This window comes from uncultured Rothia sp. (assembly GCF_916715725.1).
Taxonomy (GTDB): Bacteria; Actinomycetota; Actinomycetes; order Actinomycetales; family Micrococcaceae; genus Rothia.
Genome location: NZ_CAKAPD010000003.1, coordinates 75,151 through 94,746, shown reverse-complemented (window position 1 = coordinate 94,746; position 19,596 = coordinate 75,151). Strand labels below are relative to the sequence as shown.

Sequence of the window (19,596 nt, the reverse complement as noted above, 5' to 3'; positions counted from 1 at the left end):
ACTGGTAACCCCGCGCATCCTGCGATAGCGCCTCATACAATAAAACTGCCCACCCTGGGTTATCCGGGTGGGCAGTTTTATTTAGAGGAGCGATGACCACAGTCGGCAGAGGTTCTCCGCCATCTTGATGCGGCGCGGACGCTCCGCCCACTGGGTGTACAGCAGCTCGGTGCAGACCTGCTCGTACTCGGCGGACACTTCATCCAGCATCGCCACCATTTCACGGTCGATGACGAACGTTGACACTTCCATATTCAACGAGAAGGAACGCGGATCCATATTGGAGGAACCAATGAATGCGATCTCATCGTCCACCATCATGAACTTGGAGTGCAGAACGGTCGGGCTGGGGTACTGCAGAATACGCACGCCCGCCTGCAGCAGCTGCTCGTAGTAGGAGCGCTGCGCCATGTTCGGCAGGAACTGGTCGCCCTTCTCGCACACGATCACAGTAGTTTCAATGCCGGAGTACGCGGCGTTCGTGAGCGCCTGCAACAGGGTCTCTTCGGGTACGAAGTAGGGCGAGCAGATGGTGATGCGCCGCTCCGCATTGTAGATCAAGTAGTTGATGAGACGCAGGTTGTTTTCGGTTTCAAAACCGGGGCCGGAGGGAACAACCTGGGCGCGCATCCCATCCTCACGGTAGGGGATCGAGGTGTTAATTTCAGCCAGGATCAGCTGGTTCGTTTCGGAGTACCAGTCGGAGACGAAAACGGCGTTGAGCTCTTCAACAATGGGGCCGGTGCAGGAGAAAGTCAGGTCCTTCCACTCCAGGCCCTTCTTAATGTTTTCAGGTAGATCGTAGGAGCGGTGAATAGCGTTCTGCGAGCCGGAGAACGCAACGCGACCGTCCACGACGAGAACCTTACGGTGGTTACGCAGGTCGGGGCGCTGCCATTTGAGCTTCCACGGTTTGAGCGGCAGCATCAGGCGCCACTGCATACCCGAGTCGTTGAGCATCTTGACGAGCTTCTTATAGGACGGGTACTTGCGGGAACCGATGTGGTCGATGAGCACGCGCACCTGCACGCCGCGTTTGTGGGCGGCGAAGAGGGCGTCCCAGAGGACTGCGCTCGCCTCGTCGTAGGCGGTGATGTAGAACTCGAAGTGCACGTATTTGGTGGCGCGGTCGACTTCTTCGGCCATGGCGACCATTGCCTGGTGGTTGTCGGTGTGGAGGGTGAATTGGTTGCCGCCGACCAGGGGGAGCGAGCCGAGGGTGTAGTTGAGCTGGCTGGCTACCTTGGAGGGGTCGGAGAGATCGTCGGTGCGGGCGAGGAAAGGCCTGTTTTCGGTGACTTCGCGAATCATGTCGTTCATGGCGTGTTGGCGTGCGCGGCGGTAGGCGGGCAGGCGCGAGGAGCCGAAGACGAGGAATGCGATGAACCCGACGAAGGGGATGAAGAAGATTGCCATAAGCCAACCGAGAGCGACGACCGGCTTGCGGTTGTAGGGGAGCCAGAAGAGGGCTGTGAGTCGGATGAGGATATCGGCGATTCCGAGTGCGAGGCGCAGCCAGTCAGGCAGGAAGTCGAGATAGGTGGGGGCAAACGTATTCACTCCTCTATTATGCCGATGTTTCGTGTGCGGCTTGGGGGAGTAGGTTTGCGGCGCCGGATGCTGGTGTTCCGCTGGGTTGCTCTGCCGTTTAGCTGGTTTTGCTGTGAGCCTTAACGCTAAAAATGCACTTGAGCATTGTGTGCAGTGATGAAATAATTGCAGTTATGCAGAAAAAGGAACAGAGCCTTCGAGAACGCCGCCGCGAACAAACCTGGACGGCAATCCACGAAGCAGCCCTCAAACGCGTCCGCGAACACGGGATGCGCGGAACCACCGTTGAAGAAATCGCCCAGGAGGCAGGCGTCTCCCCGCGCACCTTCTTCAATTACTTCCCCTCCAAAGAGGACGCCGTCCTGGGTCTGCGCGAACCGGTGGTCAGTGAGGAAATCCTCGAAACGGACCGCGCCCACGAGGATGACAACACGATCATCCGTGTGACCCACCTTCTGTGGCAGGTCATTTTCCAGAGCTTCCACTACGCCAAGGGCAAGGATCCCCGAGCTCCCTATCAGGAGTTCCCCGAGTCCGCGAAACGAATGAAAATGCACTACATGAAGTGCGAGCAGGTACTGACCGAGTACCTCAACACCATCGACTGGGTGGCTTTCGACGCTGCCGGTCGCCGCGGCCCCTTCCCGCGCCGCACTCCGGCTGACCCGCTGACCGATCACTTCCGGGAGCGTTCCCGCGCGAAGGTGCAGCTGGCATCGGCGGTACTTCGCCAACTGGAATTCGCCCGCAACTTGGAAAACGAAGAGGAAGTCGCCCGCTCTATCCGCCAGACGGTGAAGACCTTCCAGTTCCTGCTTTTTGAGCAGAACCGACCCGCTATCTAGCGGCGATTCACAGTCGTGGGATATACCCGGCTATACACGGGGCTACAGAAACCCGTCTGCTGGAACCAGAACGTGGATCCCCGCGGGCACTCGCAACAGACACATATTGAACGTAACTAAGGATTATCGATGAGTACAGAGGAAAAGAACCTACCTCAGCCGCCAGCCGGCGAGGCTAAGCAGGAAAGTAAAAACCGCATCCGCGCCATGTTCCTAGGCCTGGTCATTGTGATGCTCATGTCCTCGCTGAACCAGACGATTCTGGCGCCGTCGCTGCCCACGATTGTGGGTGAGCTTCACGGCGTGGAGCACATGAGCTGGGTGATTACTATTTTCATCCTGCTTTCGACGATTACGATGCCAGTCTACGGCAAGCTATCGGACCAGTTCGGACGCAAGCCCTTCCTGATTTTTGCGATTGTCTCCTTCATGGCGGGTTCGATTGTTGGCGCGCTCGCGCAGAACATGAACTGGCTGATTTTCGCTCGTGCCCTGCAGGGTCTGGGCGGTGGCGGTCTGATGATTCTGTCGCAGGCTGTAATTGCTGATGTTATTCCTCCCCGCGACCGTGGCCGCTACATGGGTATTATCGGTGGCGTTTTTGCGTTCTCGTCGGTGGCTGGCCCGCTGATTGGTGGCTGGATTACTGAGGGCCCGGGTTGGCGTTGGGCGTTCTGGCTGAACCTGCCGCTGGCTATCCTATCGATTCTTGCGGTGATTTTCTTGCTGCCGCACCGCCCGTTCCGTGAGCGTGAGAAGCACAGCATCGACTACCTTGGCTCGCTGATTCTGATGGCGGGCACGAGTGCGCTGGTGCTTGCTACGATTTGGGGCGGTAACCAGTACGAGTGGACGTCGCCGCAGATTATTGGTCTGCTGGTCTTCTCTGTGGTTGCTGCGCTGGTGTTTATTCCGGTGGAGAACCGTGCGGCGGAGCCGGTTATGCCCATGTACCTGTTCAAGAACCGTAACTTCCTGCTGACCCTGGGTGCTTCGCTGGCGCTGGGTGTGGCGATGTTCGGTGCTGTGGAGTACATCCCGACCTATCTGCAGATGGCACTGGGTGTGAGCGCTACGGTGGCTGGTCTGCTGATGATTCCGATGATGGGCGTCATGCTAGTGGTGTCGATTGTGACGGGCCGCGTGGTCTCGAAGAGCGGTCGCTATAAGCGTTACGTGACGAGCGGTACCGCGATTGTGGCGCTGGGCCTGTTCCTGCTGTCGACCGTGAACGTTGATACCCCGACCTGGCTGTTCTGTACTTACCTTGCGGTGATGGGTGCCGGCCTGGGCATGTCCATGCAGTTCTTGACTCTGATTGTTCAGAATGCGTTCCCGGTGAGCGTGGTTGGTACCGCGACGGCGTCGAATAACTTCTTCCGTCAGGTGGGTGCTACCGTGGGTGCCTCGCTGGTGGGTGGCCTGTTCACCTCGCGTCTGACCTCGCTGATTTCTGAACGTATGCCGCAGCAGGCGCTGCAGTCTTCGGGTAGCCATGCGTCGTCGTCTCTGACTCCTGAGCTGGTGGCGTCTTTGCCGGAGCCGGTGCACGGCATCATCGTGAATGCGTATAACGATGCGCTGATTCCGCTGTTCCTGTACCTGGTTCCGCTGGGTCTGGTGTCTACGCTGCTTCTGTTCTTCATTCGTGAGGATGCGCTGGCGACGACCCTGGAGACTGAGCCGGCTGTTGATATTGCCCGCGCGGCGACCGGTGCGATTCCGGTGATTACTCCGGAGATGGCGGCTAAGGATGCGCAGGCTCTGAAGGGTATGCAGGGTTCTGCCCGCACTCGTATTGATGAGTCGTTGAACTCGGAGGGTTCAGCTGAATCGGAACCTAACACTAAAAGCTAAGGTCTTAGCACTAGATGCGGAGGCGTTGCCTTCCTATATAAGCGGCGCCCCGGTGCGAGTCGTGTGCTCGTGCCGGGGTGCCGTTTTTGGCTGTGTTGCCTTAAATAGCGCGTTTAAGAGGTGTGCCTTAGTCTCTGCTTTAGGGTCTTGAACTGTTGGCTTAGTCTTCTAAGTGGTGGGTTTACGTGGTGTTTTACCCTGTTAAAGCGCTTATCGAAAAGGTTATTACGTCCCTATCTGGGATTAATTGTTTCGGATGTAAAATTTTCGTAAAAATTGTTAATCCGCCCCTTTTCCCCGGTATTCCGGGGCATTTTTTTATTCAGCACTCTTTTAGCTTGCGTACAGGCTGTTCTAAGGGGTGAAAGTACCCAATGTGGGTTTGGTGGAAGTGTTACGGGCTATATAAGATAAAGTAACTATGCTCCTAGTGACAGCCATCACGAAGCAGTGCGCTAGGACAGCATGACACACATGCCTATGACACCGACATCTACACAAGGAGGGGAACCGTCCCATGTTTAGGTACATCCTCCAGCGATCGCTGACGTACCTCGTCATGGTCTTTATTACGACCACGATGGGTTACTTTGCAGCGGTTACTGCCCTGAAGCCTGCCCTCTTGGAGCAGGAAAAGGTTCCGAAGCCTAGCCCTGAGCAGGTGAACCGTAACTTCGCGTCCCTGGGTCTCGATCCCGAAATGAACCCCTGGGACCGCTACGTTCAGTGGCTGACCAATGTGGTCACCAAGTTCGATTGGGGCCGTAGCCCCAACGGCGCGTACATTAACCAGGAATTTGGCCAGCGCGTGTGGGTCTCTACCCGCCTGCTGCTGGTGGCTACCATTCTCTCGATTGTGATTGGTATTGCCCTGGGTGTGTACTCGGCAGCTCGCCAGTACAAGTTCTCTGACCGTGTTATCACCGGTTACTCCTACCTGGTCTACATCATCCCCGCTCCCGTTGCATACTTCGTGGTGCAGCAGGGCGCGACCACTATCAACAACATCGCCGTTGCTAATGGTGGAGAGAAGATTTTCTTCGTGACCGGTATTTCGACTCCGGGTCTGACCGGATTCTGGGAAATCACCATCGATATGGCGGCGCACTACATCGTGCCGACTTTCTGTATGACCATCTTCGGCTGGGCTGGTTACCAGATCGCACAGCGTCAGTACCTGCTCGATAACGTGAACGCTGACTTCGTGCGTACTGCTCGTGCTAAGGGTCTGACCCGCAACCAGGCGATTACTCGCCACGCACTGCGCGTCTCCTTCATCCCCGTGGCACAGTCCATTGCGTACCAGATTCCGCTGATTTTTGCGGGTGCATTCTTCGCTGAGACCGTCTTTGCATGGCCCGGTATCGGTAAGTGGTCGATTGACTCCATTTCCTCGCAGGACGTGAACGCTGCGACCGTGACCCTCGCGTACGGTTCTGCACTGTTCGCTGTCGGTGCGATCATCGCTGATATCGCTACCACCATCGTCGACCCCCGAGTGAGGATCTCATGAGCCAGGTAACTGCAACTTCCTCCGTACCGGTGGTACAGGAGAACGGTGACTTCAAGGTCATCAACAAGAGCGTTATTATTCTGCGCCGCTTCCTGCGTAACAAGGCTGCAGTCTTCGGCCTGTCCGTGTTCATCGGCATGGGTCTGTTCGGCCTGTTCGGTAAGTACCTGACCAAGTACAAGCCCAACGACATTGACTACATGGCGCTGGGTGAAGGTCCCTCGGCTGACCACTGGTTCGGTACCACCATTGCGGGTAACGACGTGTTTGCCATGATGGTTGAGGCCGTTTGGACCTCCCTCGAAATTGGTGTGGTCGTTGGTTTCATCACCGTGTTCATCTCCGCAGTCTACGGCTGTGTGATGGCGTACTTCGGCGGCTGGATCGACAAGATCATGCTGTTCATCCTCGAGACCCTGATCATGGTTCCCTCGCTGCTGATTCTGGCAATTCTGATCAACGGTCAGGTTGGTAAGCAGATTCAGAAGAGCGTTCCCACCTGGATTCTGCTCTCTGCAGTGCTGATTGCCTTCGGCTGGATGGGTAGCGCCCGTGTTATTCGTGCAATGGCGCAGTCCCTCATCAACCGCGACTTTGTGAAGGCTGCACGCTACATGGGTGTGCACCCCTTCAAGATTGTGATGCGCCACCTGGTCCCGAACATCGGCTCCCTGCTGGTTCTGAACTTCACCAGCGGCATCATGGGTGCTGTGCTCTCTGAGGTTGCCTACTCCTTCATCGGCATCGGTATTAAGTACCCCAACTACTCGCTGGGTTCGCTGATTTCGGATGCTTCGCAGCAGATTAACACCCTGCCGCACATGTTCTGGTTCCCGGTTCTGTTCTTCTTCCTGCTGGTTGGTCCGCTGGCCCTCATGAACGACGGTCTGCGTGACGCATTCGACCCGACCTCCATGTCCGTCGGTAAGATCAAGAAGTCCAAGAAGAGCGAGAAGGCAGAGGCACCTGCTGCCGCTGCAAAGGAGGCGAAGAACTAATGAGTACCTCTCCCGTTCTGAGCGTTAAGGACCTCAACGTCCGCTTCAACACTGAGAATGGCATCGTGCATGCTGTTCGCGGTGTGAACTTTGACCTGTACCCCGGTAAGACCCTGGGTATTGTGGGTGAGTCCGGTTCCGGTAAGTCCGTTGCCTCCATGGCAATCATGGGCCTGCACCCGACTACCGCCGACATCACCGGTTCGGTCAAGTACAACGGCACCGAGCTGCTGGGCTTGAGCGATAAGGAAATGTGCGCATACCGCGGCAAGGAGATCTCTATGATCTTCCAGGATCCGCTGTCCTCGCTGACCCCCGTGTACACCATTGGTGATCAGATTGCTGAGGTGCTCAAGGTCCACAACAAGGGCATGAGCAAGCAGGCTATCAAGGACCGTTCCATCGAACTGATGCGTATGGTGGGTATTCCCTCGCCGGCTGACCGCCTGCGTTCCTTCCCGCACGAGTTCTCCGGTGGTATGCGTCAGCGCATCATGATCGCTATGGCGATTGCGAATGACCCCCGCGTGCTCATCGCTGATGAGCCCACCACCGCACTGGATGTGACCATCCAGGCGCAGGTGCTGGAGGTTATGCAGAAGGCTCAGGATGAGACCGGCGCAGCGACCATCATGATTACCCACGACCTTGGTGTTGTGGCTGGTATGGCTGACGACATTCTGGTGATGTACGCCGGTAAGCCGGTGGAGATTGCGAAGGCAGAAGATCTGTACAAGCATCCCTCCCACCCGTACACCATCGGTCTGCTGGGTGCGGTCCCGCGTGTGGACCGTTCCGAGAAGATCTCCCTGGTTCCGATTGAGGGTACCCCTCCGAACCTGATCAACCCGGTGACCGCGTGCTCCTTCCGCCCGCGTTGCCCCATCGCTAAGAGCGGTGGCCAGTGCTGCCAGGACTCCAACGGCGAGCCCGAGCTGCAGCTGCTGGAAGGCGTTGGCGAGGGTCACTACTCCTCCTGCACCATCTCTCAGGAGCTGGTCGGCAAGACCGCTGACGAGCTGTACCCGGTTCCGGAACCCCCGGTATCGAAGTACGACGGTATTCCGCGTGAGGAGCGTGCCCCCGTTCTGGAGGTCCGCAACGTCAAGAAGCACTTCCCGCTCATGAAGGGTGCGCTGATTAAGCGCCGCGTGGGCACTGTGAAGGCTGTGAACGGCCTGTCCTTCGACATTCGCGAAGGCGAGTGCTTCTCTATCGTGGGCGAGTCCGGTTGTGGTAAGACCACCACCCTGCTGGAAATCATGGAGTTCAACAAGAACACCGACGGTGAGATTCTGATCAACGGAACCTCCACCAAGGACGGCAAGTCCGCAGGTGAGATTCTTGAGCTGCGTAAGAACCAGCAGATGGTGTTCCAGGACCCCACCGGTGCTCTGGATCCGCGCTTCACCGTTTACGAGGTGCTTGCGGAGCCCCTGGAAAACCAGGGCATGAACAAGGCAGACATCAAGAAGCGCGTCATCGAACTGATGCACATTGTGGGTCTGCAGCCTGACCACGTGAACCGCTTCCCGAACCAGTTCTCTGGCGGTCAGCGTCAGCGTATCGGTATTGCTCGTGCGCTGGCTGTGAACCCCAAGCTCGTGGTTCTGGATGAGCCGGTGTCCGCACTGGACGTGTCCGTGCAGGCTGGCGTGATTAACCTGCTGGAGGAGCTGCGTGCGAACCTGGGTCTGAGCTACCTGATGGTTGCTCACGACCTCGCGGTGATTCGCCACGCATCCGACCGCGTTGCAGTGATGTACCTGGGTCGTATCGTTGAGATTGGTGACGTCGACCAGGTGTTCGACAACCCGATTCACCCGTACACCCGTGCACTGCTCTCGGCGATTCCGGTTCCGGATCCCGAGGTTGAGGCAAAGCGCCACCGCATTATGCTTGAGGGCGACCTGCCCACTCCGGTGAACGCGCCTAAGGGCTGTGGCTTCTCGAGCCGCTGCCCGGTCTTCAAGCTCCTGCCTGAGGACAAGAAGCGTCGTTGCCTGGAGGAGATGCCGGAACTGACCCACGTTGAGGGTGAGGATCACGGTTATGCTTGCTACTTCCCGGAGGCTGAGGCCGCTACGGTGTAGCTCTAGAGTCGGCTGAATAAGTCGCATGTGTGCCGAGGGGCGAATATTCGTTGAATATTCGCCCCTCGGGTTTTTTTATGCCCGGTATCGGCGGGCTTGTACGTTGTTCGAGATTGTCACCTAGTGAGACGCTGGGAGCCGCAGAATGTGGCGCTAGGCACTGAAATGCTCCAGGAAACAGGCAAAACCGCCCTGACTAGGTATAACCTTTCTCACCATTCAAGATATGAATATTTATGGGCGGGCTTTCCTGCGGGCTGTAAGCCATAATTAAGCCATGGGCGCGCCGCTAGGGGCGTACCCGAAGGAACACATTCATAGACCGGCACTAATTCATCGCTCACCGCACCCTTTGGGCGGCGCATGAGCAGGGAATCCTTGACGCTTTCCTGCGGGATTATTGAGGGTCAAACGTATAAGAGGACACTCTCATGGAGAAGAATTTCATCCTGAACCGTCGTACCGTTCTCGGTGGCGCTGCAGCACTGGGTACCGTGGGCGTACTGGCTGCGTGCGGCTCGTCCAAGGACTCCAAGGCAACCACCCAGGGTGCAACCGTGGGCACCGATGCCAAGGAGCTTTATGACCTTGGTGAGGCAGCTGTATCTGAGCTGAAGGATGGCGGCACTCTGCGCCTGGCTATTCCCGGTATTGGTCCGGACTTCAACCTTTTCAGCGCGGACGGCAACTCCCTGTACACCCAGACTGCTATGAGCCCCGTGGCTTACGCAGGCCTGTGGCAGGGTGACCCCATGGGTAAGCGCACTCTGGCTCCCGATTTTGCGAAGAGCTTCGATGTCGCCGAGGAAAACGGTCTGCCCGTTGTCTCCATTGAGCTGAACCCCCAGGCTAAGTTCAACGACGGTACCCCCATCGACTACAAGGCTCTGCAGGCTACCTGGGAGGTCCTCAAGAGCACCGATGGCGGCTACAAGATTGGTACCAGCGGCATCTACAGCAGCATTGCTTCCGTGGAGCGCGACGGTGATGACTTCAAGGTGAAGGTAACTTTCTCCGCACCTTACTACCCGCTGGAGACCCTCTTCGCTGGCATTATGCACCCGGCTCTGCTGGACAAGGAACTCTTCAACACTGGTTTCGTGGACAAGCCGCACCCCGAGTACTGGGTTGGTCCCTTCACCATTGCCGAGGGTGGCTGGAACTCTACCGAAAAGACCCTGACCCTGACCCGCAATGAGAAGTGGTGGGGTGAGAAGCCCGTTCTGGAGCGTATCGTCTTCCGTCAGATGGATTCCGCTGCTGAGCGCGCAGCATTCAAGAACGATGAGCTTGATGCGATTGGTGCTACTACTGTTTCTGCATACAATGAGCTCAAGGAAGTTGCTAACACCGAGATTCGCCGAGGCGCTCGCCTGTTCTCCGGTGGCGTGACCATGAACCCCGCCCGCATGCAGGATGTTGCTCTGCGTCGTGCTGTGGTTGCTGGTCTGAACCGTGAGGCTCTCGCCAAGATTCGTTTCCAGGGCCTGGATTACAAAGAGAAGCTTCCCGGCTCGATGATTCACATGCCCTTCAACGAGTACTACCAGGACGTTTACCCGACTCCGAACAACGATGCTGCTGCAGCTGCCAAGATTCTGGAAGAGGCAGGTTACACCAAGAACGGCGAGTTCTACGAGAAGGACGGCAAGCAGGCTGCCTTCAAGTTCTCCATCTTCGGTGAGGACCCCACCTCCAAGGCTGTCGGTCAGACCCTGGTTCAGCAGCTGAAGTCTGCAGGCATTAATGCTGAGCTTGACTCCCGTGCTGTTAGCGAGTTTAACAAGACCATGGCATCCAAGGATTACGACGCAACCTCTTCCGGTTTCGCTCCGAGCTCCCCGGATGCTACCGAGGCTACCGAGCAGTTCTACATGCGCCGTAAGCCCGAGGAAGCCGGTTCCGATGAGATCAATGAGATGATTGCAAAGATGAAGCTCATTGCTGACAACAAGGAACGCAACCTGGCTTGCAACGAGATTGAGAAGAAGCACCTGGCTGAGTTCGCAGTGCTGATTCCGCTCATCAACGGCCCCGAGTACAAGTTCGTGAAGAAGGGTCTGCACAACTACGGTGTGTCCCTCTTCCAGGGCACCGGCATTCACTGGGAGAAGGTTGGTTGGGCTAAGTAAGTCCTCTTCCCTTCACCTACTAGGTGATTAGCCTAGAGCTATTGAAAGTGTCCACCCGGATGATCCGGGTGGACACTTTTTGCATTTCTGGAGGGGGTGCTTTGGGTGCTTTTATGTACCGATGCGGGGGAGCGGAAGTATAGCTATCCGATAAAATCCGAAAAATTCGCACAAAAACAGCGTATGCATAGTATTAATATTCAAAAAGCACGATAAATATTAAGAAATATTGTGAAAATGCTTGGTTTTTGTCTCGGGTAGGCGTTACAGTGGAGTTATACAAAGTTATGCAGTGTCATGCATAAATAATCATCACTTCGGGAATACGGGGAATACCCGCCCGCTCACAACAGAAGGAAACAACTCCCATGACCGCCAACACCGCATACGCCGCGAGTAGCTACGAAGCGACCAAGAACAGCTTCAGCCGCCGCGCCCTTATTGGCGGCACCGCGGCTCTGGGAGCTGTCGGTCTGCTTAGCGCCTGCGGCAGCGGCAGCGCAAGCTCCGAAAAGACCAAGGGTGCAGGCGCCGGTGCCAACATTGAAGACCTGTACAACATCAACGCTCAGGACGTAAGCAGCCTCAAGAAGGGCGGCACCCTGCGCCTGCCCGCCGGTGCCATCGGCCCGAACTTCAACTTCCACACCCAGAGCGGTAACACCACCGATAACGTCAACGTTATGAGCACCATTAGCCAGGCTGGCATGTGGAACCTCGACTTTGACGGTACCTACAAGCTGAACACCGACTTCGCTGTCTCCTTCGAGCACACCAAGAAGGACGACAAGATTCAGGTTGCCGTCAAGCTCAACCCCAAGGCTGTCTTCAACGATGGCACCCCCATCACCTACAAGGCGCTTCAGGCCACCTGGAACATCTTCAAGAGCCTGGATAATGGCTACAACATTGTCTCCAGCGGCATCTACGAATTCGTTGAATCCGTCGAAAAGGGCGAAGACGACTACAGTGCAACCGTCACCTTCTCCAAGCCCTTCTATCCGCTGCGGAGCCTCTTCTCTGAGATTCTGCACCCCGCCCTGGAAGACGTTGAGCTCTTCAATAATGGCTTCGTCGATGCGCCCCACCCCGAGTACTGGGCTGGCCCCTTCACTCTGGCGGATAAGGGTTGGGACTCCACCGCGAAGACCTTCAGTGTTGTACCCAATGAGAAGTGGTGGGGCACCAAGCCCCTGCTGGACAAGATTGTCTTTACCCAGATGGAGTCCAGTGCTGCGCGTGCCGCATTCAAGAACGACGAAATCGATGCGATTGGTGCAAGCACCTCCTCCACCTACACCGAGGTGAAGAACGTGGCAGGTACCGAACTGCGTAAGGGTACCCGCCTCTACGCCGGTGGTCTGGATATCAACCCCCGCCGCGTGAAGGATGCTGCCCTGCGTAAGGCAATCTTCGCCGGCACCAACCGTGAAGCACTCGCGAAGATTCAGTACCAGGGCCTGCCCTACGAGGAAACCATCCCCGGTTCGATGATTCACATGCCCTTCTCGCCTTACTACCAGGACTCCTACCCGACCCCGAATAATAGTGTTTCGGAGGCGCAGAAGATTCTGGAAGCCGCCGGCTACACCAAGAACGGCGACTACTACGAGAAGGACGGCGTAAAGGCTGGCTGCGCCGTTGTGGTCTTCGGTGACGACCCCACCACCAAGGGTAAGGCTCAGACCTTCACCCAGCAGATGAAGGATGTCGGTATCGAGATCCGGATTGATCAGCACGCCGATAGTGAGTTCGCGACCATTCTGGGCAACTGGGACTACGATATTTCCTTCAGTGGCTACTCGGTCTCTAGCCCGGATGCCACCGAGGGTACCAAGCAGTTCTACTACTCCGAGAACAGCGAGGGTATCGGCAGCAAGGAAATCGACGACCTGATCGACGCCATGACTCTCATTGAGGACGACAAGGAACGTAACCTTGCCTGCAACGAGATTGAGAAGAAGCACATGGCGGAGTTTGCTTTCCTGGGTACCATTACGAACGGTCCTGACTTCGTGATGGTCAAGAAGACCCTGGCTAACTACGGTCCGAGCCTCTACAAGACTACGGACTGGACTGCAGTGGGTTGGATGAATTCCTAAACGGTTCTGCCCTATGAGCGGGTCGAATGTGTGTGCGCACATTCGGCCCGCTTTGTTGTGCACGTTGGTTATTTTGGAGGCGGGGGAGGGGCTGCTGCGTGGAGGTGTAGGGCTCAGGTAGTGTGCTCTGGCGGTGTGGATATATGCTCGGGCGTAATAATTTAGAAATATTTATCGTGTTGCGCACTTGTAGCGATGCGTGTGGTGTACACTACTAAAAATATTAAATGTGGCTTAGAACATAGCTTTAGGTCACATTATTTTGCATGGCTTGACCTGCCCGCCCATCACCGCAGATGGCAGGTGCTCCTGTAGACAGAAACCCCGCCTCCAGAGCACGCGAGCCACCCACTCTACACTGCAAACACTGCATCAACGCAGTCCACACCCACAAGGAGCCCATCATGAGCCCCCACCCCATCCCCTCCCTCTCCGGATTCAACCCGATCATGAGCCGCCGCGTACTGTTCGGCGGCGCAACCGCCGTCGCTGCTGCCGGCGTACTGAGCGCTTGTGGCTCCTCATCCTCCAAGACCGAGCACAAGGCAAGCGAAACCCCGTTCTATGAAATCAACGAGCAGGACCCCTCGAAGCTCAAGCAGGGCGGTACCCTGAACCTGAGCACCTACTCCCTTGGCCCGGACTTCAACCGTTTCTCCCAGAACGGCTCCAGCACCTCCGTCTCTGAAACTATGGGCATTATCGCCGGTGCCGGCATCTGGCGCAGCACCTTCAAGGGCGAAGATGAGCTCGACCCCAACTACTGCCTCGGCTTCGAAGCTAAGGAAGTAGACGGCAAGATCACCGCCGAGGTTCGCCTGAACCCCAAGGCAGTCTTCAATGACGGCACCCCCATCGACATCGACGCTCTCAAGGCAACCTGGCAGATTCAGCGTGACCCCGAGGGTGCGTACAAGATTGGCGCTGCAGGTATCTACGAGTTCATCGAAAGCGTTGAAGCTATCGACGGCGACCGCTACCACGCACGCGTTGTCTTCAAGACCGCGCACAACCCCGTCAAGGGTCTGCTCTTCGGCGGAATCCTGCACCCGGCAATGCTTGACATAAACCTCTTCAATGAAGGTTTCGTGGACAACCCCCACCCCGAGCTCGGTTGCGGCCCCTTCACCCTGGCACCCAACGGCTGGAACTCCTCCGAGAAGACCTTCACTGCTGTGCCCAACGACAAGTGGTGGGGTGACAAGCCCAAGCTGGACCGCATCGTCGTGCGTGAAATGGCAGACGCTGCAGCTCGCGCGGCCTATAAGAACGGCGAACTGGACGCCGTGGAAGCACGTACCCTCAGCGCCTACAACGAGATGAAGGACGTCGCGAACTCCGAAATCCGTCGCGGTCGCCGCCTCTTCGCCGGCGGCATGAACCTGAACGCACAGCACATCACTGATACTGCCGTGCGTAAGGCAATCTTCCTGGGTATCGACCGTGGTGCTCTGGCAAAGATTCGCTTCCAGGGTCTGCCCTACGAAGAAGAAGTTCCCGGCTCGATGCTTCTGCTGAGTTCCTCCCAGTACTACCGTGACAACTACCCGGCACGTAGCCCGGAGGAAGCACGCAAGGTCCTGGAGAACGCAGGCTACACCAAGTCTGGCGACTTCTACGCGAAGGACGGCAAGACCATCACCCTGAAGCTGACTACCTTTGGTGATGACGCCACCACCAAGGGCCAGGCTCAGACCTTCATTCAGAGCATGAAGGAAATCGGCATTAACTTTGAGCTCGATTCGCGTGCACAGTCCGAATTCTCGAAGGTTGTTGGTAACCGCGAGTACGACGTGAGCATTTCGGGCTTCGGCGTGAGCTCCGAACCGACCAGTGCTGCCGAGTACTTCTACCACTCCAAGAACTGGGACGGCGTCGGCACCCCCGAAATTGACGCTATGGTCGACGAGATGGTTACCATCCTCGACGACGCTAAGCGCGCCGAGAAGTGCGACGAAATTGAGAAGAAGCACATGCGCGAGGTTTGCCTCTTCATTCCCTTCCTCAATGGTCCGGACTTCAAGGCATGCCGCCCGAAGCTCGCTAACTACGGTGCGTTCCTCTTCAAGAGCACCGACTGGTCTTCGGTTGGCTGGATGGCATAAGCCGCAGTTTTAAGCTCCCCGCCCCTATACGTTTTCGCAGTGTCGTATAGGGACGGGGAGCTTTTTCTTTTGGAAGGTGCAGGACGCTTTGGCTACCCATTGATGTGCTTTTAACCTGTAACGATTCTCAAAGCACCGGATGTGACGCGCTCGCCCGCCAATGCGACATAATATTTCATTTTTTAGTTTTCACACGCAGCTTCCGCGTGATGATGCGGGTTTAGGTGCTGAACCTGCGATTTTTAGACAGTGTATAGTTCTTCCAGGGTCTGGACTGTGGTCTGCACCGCTTCTTTTGGGGGTATACTGTGTTTCAATCACAAATAATGTGGGGGCTCTCACAGAGGCTGTTGGCAGGGGCTTTGTCGCCACTGTACAAATGGGTGCACAATATCGTGCACCGCACGATGCACGCCTAAGCCCTCCGGCACGAGGAGAACACATGACTCATCTACGTATTAACCGCCGTACCCTCCTGACTGGCACCGTTGCCCTGGGTACCGTCGGCCTGCTCGCTGCCTGCGGCGGCGGCTCTGACAAGAAGATTAGCGGCAAGGCCGCCTCGAGCACCGAGGAAATCGTCAAGAACCTCCAAATCAATAAGCAAGACCGCTCCTCCCTCAAACAGGGTGGCGATTTCCGTGCTAGCCTCTCCGCAGTCGGCCCGAACTTCAACATTCTGACCCAGAGCGGCTACACCACCGAAAACCTCACCGCATTTGGTGGCGCCTGCAACATCCCCTCCGCTATCGGCTTCACCTCCCTGAGCCCCGCCGGCGAATACAGCCTCAATGGCGACTATGTCTCCGATTACAAGGCTGAGACCGTTGATGGCGTTCAGACCATTACCTTCAAGCTCAACTCTAAGGCCGTCTTCAACGACGGCACCCCGGTTGACATTGAGGCAATCCGCGCCGCATGGACCGTCTACCGCAATCCTGAGGATGGCTACAACGTTATCGCCGCTCCCTTCTGGCAACAGGTAGCATCCATCGACCCCGTGGATGGCGACAAGACTCGCGTCAAGATTGTCATGTCCAAGCCCCTGTACCCTGCCGAAACCCTCGGCCTGCTCGGTGTGCACCCCGCACTGACCGACAAGGAGCTCTTCAACAACGGCTTCGTGAACAAGCCCATGGATCAGTACTGGTCCGGTCCCTTCAAGATTGGCGAGTGGAACTCTTCTGCTAAGACCCTCACCCTGGTTCCGAATGATAAGTGGTGGGGTGAGAAGCCCCTGCTGGATCGCATTATCTGGCGCGAAATGGGCGATGAGGCAGCTCGCGCGGCGTTCAAGAACGGTGAGATTGACAGCATCGGCTTTGCCGACCTGGCTACCTACAACGCTGTCAAGGGCCAGGCAGGCACCCAGATCCGCACCGGTCAGAGCGTCGGCGTGATTAACCTACAGTTCAACCCGACCCGCGTGACCGACACCGCCCTGCGCCGTGCAGTCTTCGCGGCGGTTAACCGCTCCCAGCTGGCTAAGGTCAAGTTCGGCCAGATCAACTGGGAAGAGCCCCTGACCGGCTCCCTGATCGCCATGCCCTTCCAGAAGGGCTACCAGGACGCTATGCCTACCAACCCCGGCCCCGAGGCTGCGGCAAAGATCCTGGAGGCAGCGGGCTACTCCAAGAACGGTGACTACTACGCCAAGGACGGCAAGACCGCAGGCTTCTCCATCACCTACTTCGGCTCGGATGCAACCTCCCTGGCTCAGTTCCAGAACCTCGAGCAGCAGCTCAAGGCGGCAGGTATTAAGCTTGAGCAGGACAATCAGCCGCAGTCCCAGTTCAACTCCGTGATGGGCTCTAAGCAGTACGACTGCGCCTTCTCCGGTTGGGGTATTGGTGCTGACCCCGCAGACAGTGTTCAGTACTTCTACACCAGCGAAATCAACGAGGGTGTGGGTGATCCTGAACTGGATAAGTTCATCGCGTCCATCTACGAGAAGGAATCTCACGATGAGCAGCTGAAGATGGCTGCTGAGGCTGAGAAGCAGCACATGGAGAAGGTTGCTATTTACTTCCCCTACGGTAACGGCCCCAGCTATGTAGCTGTGAAGGAGAAGCTGGCTAACTACGGTCCTTCCCTCTTCGCAACCAGCTACTCCGACCCCAAGCGCTGGGTCAATGTGGGTTGGCAGAACTAAAGCCACAGGTTAATTTTCTGGATTCCCATTCGGTAGTTTCTGAATTTTCGGAGGCGCTGGCATAAGACTCCGGAGGGCAAAGTCCCGCGGTATTCCGCCTCAGAGGTGGGGTGCTGCGGGACTTTTCTGTGTTTTTGACGGGTGATTTTGTAACGGGGTGGTTTCGAGAATTGGCTGAAATATTTTCCCTGAAACGGTGAACTGGGTCATAGTGGGTGGGAAATGTGTGTATACTATTGCCAATGCAAAATGTGCGTGCTGTCACAAAGGTGTGCGGGTTGTGTTCCCCCGCGTACAGCAAAGCAGCATCCCACCTAACTGAGGAAAACTAATGACCACTTTCACTCTCAACCGTCGTACCCTGCTCACCGGCACCGTCGCCCTGGGTACCGTCGGCCTGCTCGCAGCCTGCGGCGGTAACTCCGCCAAGAACGAGAACAGCGCTCTCTCCGCTGGCGACGACCTGTCCAAGGCAGTCTCCTACAACGAGAAGGACCGCTCCACCCTCAAGGACGGCGGCGAGCTGCGACTGAGCGCAGACGGCATCGGCCCGAACTTCAACATCCTCAACACTAACGGCTACACCGCAGGTAACCTGAACATTCAGGCGGCAATTAACTCCGCATTCACCGGCGGCTACTACGCTGACTTCCGCGGCGAAGGCCACATGAACGAGGACTACGTCACCGAATACAAGGCGCAGACTGTTGACGGCGTGCAGACCGTCACTTTCAAGATCAACCCGAAGGCAGTCTTCAACGATGGCACCCCCATCGACATCGCTGCTGTCCGTAGCTACCTGACCATCTACCGCGGCCTAGCAGAGGGTAAGGACTACCAGATCACCCCCGCGCCGCTGTGGGAACAGGTCGCAAGCGTCGAAGAGGTCGACGGCGACTCCCGCCACGTCAAGGTCACCATGTCCAAGCCCTGGTACCCCATCGAAGGTAGCTTCACCTCCTTCCTGCACCCGGCATTCGTCGACGTCGCATTCTTCAACGACGGCATGAACGGCAAGCCCCTGGACAAGTACTGGGCAGGCCCCTTCAAGGTCAGCGAATGGGATTCCTCCGGTAAGGTCCTCACCGTGGTCCGCAACGAGAAGTGGTGGGGCACCAAGCCTCTGCTCGAGCGCATCACCTGGCGTGAAATGAGCTCTCAGGCAGAGCAGGCAGCATTCAAGAACAACGAAATCGACTACGCTGACGCAAGCACCCTCAGCTCCTACAACGAGCTCTCCAGCCTCAGCAACATCGACATCCGCAAGGGTAGCGCACTGGCTGTCGGTAACTACGAAATCAACCCCGAAAAGATGCCCCTGCCCGTACGCCGCGCGTTCGTCGCAGCCCTGAACCGCGAGCAGCTGCTCAAGCTGCGCTACGAGAAGCTCGGCTGGAAGGAACCCCTGCCCGGATCCATGTGCATGCTTCCCATGCAGGAAGGCTACCAGGACAACTACCCGACCAAGCTCGGCAAGGACGTTGCCACCAAGATTCTCGAGGATGCAGGCTACACCAAGAATGGCGACTACTACGAGAAGGACGGCGTTAAGGCTTCCTACTCGGTGACCACCTTCGGTACCGACCCGGTCGTCAGCTCCACCGCACAGTTCCTCACCCAGCAGATGAAGGAAATCGGTATTGAGCTGAGCATCGACAATCACGGTGCATCCGAAATGGCAAGCATCATCTCCGCGAAGAACTTCACCATCAAGAGCGGCGGCTACGGCATCACCACCTCCCCGGTGGATGCAGCGAACTACTTCTACATCTCCGCGACCAACAACGGTCACGGTAAGGACCTGGACTCGCTGGCTGCAACCATGATGTCCACCGAGGATCCGAAGGAACAGCTCAAGATTATGAACGAGCTGGAGAAGCGCCACCTGGACGAAGTCGCAATCTACGTCCCGACCAACAACGGCCCGAACTTCAAGGCATGCCGTAAGGGTCTGGCGAACTACGGTCCCATGCTCTTCGGCCTGCCCTACTACAACCCGAACGTATGGATCAACGTCGGTTGGGAAAAGTAAAAATCTAAGCGCTGAGCACAGCTCACACGCCCCATAAGGGCAAAAGCGCTACCGCGGCGTGTTACAAAAGGATTAAAACCTTCTGTAGCACGCCGCTTTTCCATGCCCTAGAGAGCAGCAAGGATATACTTAAAAACAAATGTGGGCATTCTGCCCACCCCGGCAGAGACTGTCCTCCCGCCGGGTTGGAGTGCTGGCTACGCACCGTTCGCGTAC

General features: G+C 57.0%; 11 protein-coding genes. 10 read left to right on the top strand and 1 reads right to left on the bottom strand.

Annotation, left to right across the window (positions count from 1 at the left end; genetic code table 11):
* Positions 1-81 precede the first annotated feature (81 nt).
* Positions 82-1,560, bottom strand: coding sequence for a cardiolipin synthase (gene cls / locus QZ822_RS03220; protein ID WP_294642555.1), 1,479 nt, complete (start codon positions 1,558-1,560; stop codon positions 82-84).
* A 164-nt stretch (positions 1,561-1,724) separates the two neighbouring features.
* On the opposite strand from cls, the gene QZ822_RS03215 reads away from it, so the two are divergent.
* From QZ822_RS03215 to QZ822_RS03170, 10 genes are all read left to right on the top strand, one after another.
* A complete protein-coding gene (locus tag QZ822_RS03215) occupies positions 1,725-2,396 on the top strand; it encodes a TetR/AcrR family transcriptional regulator (protein ID WP_294642553.1) in 672 nt (223 codons plus the stop codon).
* 129 nt (positions 2,397-2,525) lie between these two features.
* Entirely contained in the window at positions 2,526-4,253 is a 1,728-nt protein-coding gene (locus tag QZ822_RS03210; protein WP_294642551.1) for an MDR family MFS transporter, read from the top strand.
* 517 nt (positions 4,254-4,770) lie between these two features.
* Positions 4,771-5,766, top strand: a complete 996-nt coding sequence (locus QZ822_RS03205; RefSeq protein WP_070629231.1) for an ABC transporter permease — start codon at positions 4,771-4,773, stop codon at positions 5,764-5,766.
* Complete coding sequence (locus QZ822_RS03200; protein ID WP_294642550.1) at positions 5,763-6,764, top strand: ABC transporter permease; 1,002 nt, start codon at positions 5,763-5,765, stop codon at positions 6,762-6,764. The genes QZ822_RS03205 and QZ822_RS03200 overlap by 4 nt, the downstream gene beginning before the upstream one ends.
* Positions 6,764-8,857: an ABC transporter ATP-binding protein gene (locus tag QZ822_RS03195; protein ID WP_294642547.1), complete on the top strand. Its 2,094-nt coding sequence runs from the start codon at positions 6,764-6,766 to the stop codon at positions 8,855-8,857. Before QZ822_RS03200 ends, QZ822_RS03195 begins: the two co-directional genes overlap by 1 nt.
* Positions 8,858-9,288: 431 nt before the next feature.
* Positions 9,289-10,989: an ABC transporter family substrate-binding protein gene (locus tag QZ822_RS03190; protein WP_070833343.1), complete on the top strand. Its 1,701-nt coding sequence runs from the start codon at positions 9,289-9,291 to the stop codon at positions 10,987-10,989.
* 368 nt (positions 10,990-11,357) lie between these two features.
* Complete coding sequence (locus tag QZ822_RS03185) at positions 11,358-13,091, top strand: ABC transporter family substrate-binding protein (RefSeq protein ID WP_294642545.1); 1,734 nt, start codon at positions 11,358-11,360, stop codon at positions 13,089-13,091.
* A gap of 404 nt (positions 13,092-13,495) precedes the next feature.
* Complete coding sequence (locus QZ822_RS03180) at positions 13,496-15,196, top strand: ABC transporter family substrate-binding protein (protein WP_294642543.1); 1,701 nt, start codon at positions 13,496-13,498, stop codon at positions 15,194-15,196.
* Positions 15,197-15,638: 442 nt separating this feature from the next.
* Positions 15,639-17,348 (top strand): ABC transporter family substrate-binding protein, encoded by a 1,710-nt coding sequence (locus QZ822_RS03175; protein WP_294642541.1) that lies wholly within the window; start codon positions 15,639-15,641, stop codon positions 17,346-17,348.
* Positions 17,349-17,679: 331 nt separating this feature from the next.
* Positions 17,680-19,380 carry an ABC transporter family substrate-binding protein gene (locus tag QZ822_RS03170; RefSeq protein WP_294642539.1) on the top strand — a complete coding sequence of 567 codons (1,701 nt, stop codon included), beginning with the start codon at positions 17,680-17,682 and terminating at the stop codon, positions 19,378-19,380.
* The last annotated feature ends 216 nt before the right edge of the window (positions 19,381-19,596 follow it).

What these genes read in the sequence shown, in the direction of transcription:
- QZ822_RS03215 (WP_294642553.1), top strand. Translation starts at nt 1,725, where the DNA reads ATGCAGAAAAAGGAACAGAGCCTTCGAGAACGCCGCCGCGAACAAACC.
- QZ822_RS03210 (WP_294642551.1), top strand. Translation starts at nt 2,526, where the DNA reads ATGAGTACAGAGGAAAAGAACCTACCTCAGCCGCCAGCCGGCGAGGCT.
- QZ822_RS03205 (WP_070629231.1), top strand. Translation starts at nt 4,771, where the DNA reads ATGTTTAGGTACATCCTCCAGCGATCGCTGACGTACCTCGTCATGGTC.
- QZ822_RS03200 (WP_294642550.1), top strand. Translation starts at nt 5,763, where the DNA reads ATGAGCCAGGTAACTGCAACTTCCTCCGTACCGGTGGTACAGGAGAAC.
- QZ822_RS03195 (WP_294642547.1), top strand. Translation starts at nt 6,764, where the DNA reads ATGAGTACCTCTCCCGTTCTGAGCGTTAAGGACCTCAACGTCCGCTTC.
- QZ822_RS03190 (WP_070833343.1), top strand. Translation starts at nt 9,289, where the DNA reads ATGGAGAAGAATTTCATCCTGAACCGTCGTACCGTTCTCGGTGGCGCT.
- QZ822_RS03185 (WP_294642545.1), top strand. Translation starts at nt 11,358, where the DNA reads ATGACCGCCAACACCGCATACGCCGCGAGTAGCTACGAAGCGACCAAG.
- QZ822_RS03180 (WP_294642543.1), top strand. Translation starts at nt 13,496, where the DNA reads ATGAGCCCCCACCCCATCCCCTCCCTCTCCGGATTCAACCCGATCATG.
- QZ822_RS03175 (WP_294642541.1), top strand. Translation starts at nt 15,639, where the DNA reads ATGACTCATCTACGTATTAACCGCCGTACCCTCCTGACTGGCACCGTT.
- QZ822_RS03170 (WP_294642539.1), top strand. Translation starts at nt 17,680, where the DNA reads ATGACCACTTTCACTCTCAACCGTCGTACCCTGCTCACCGGCACCGTC.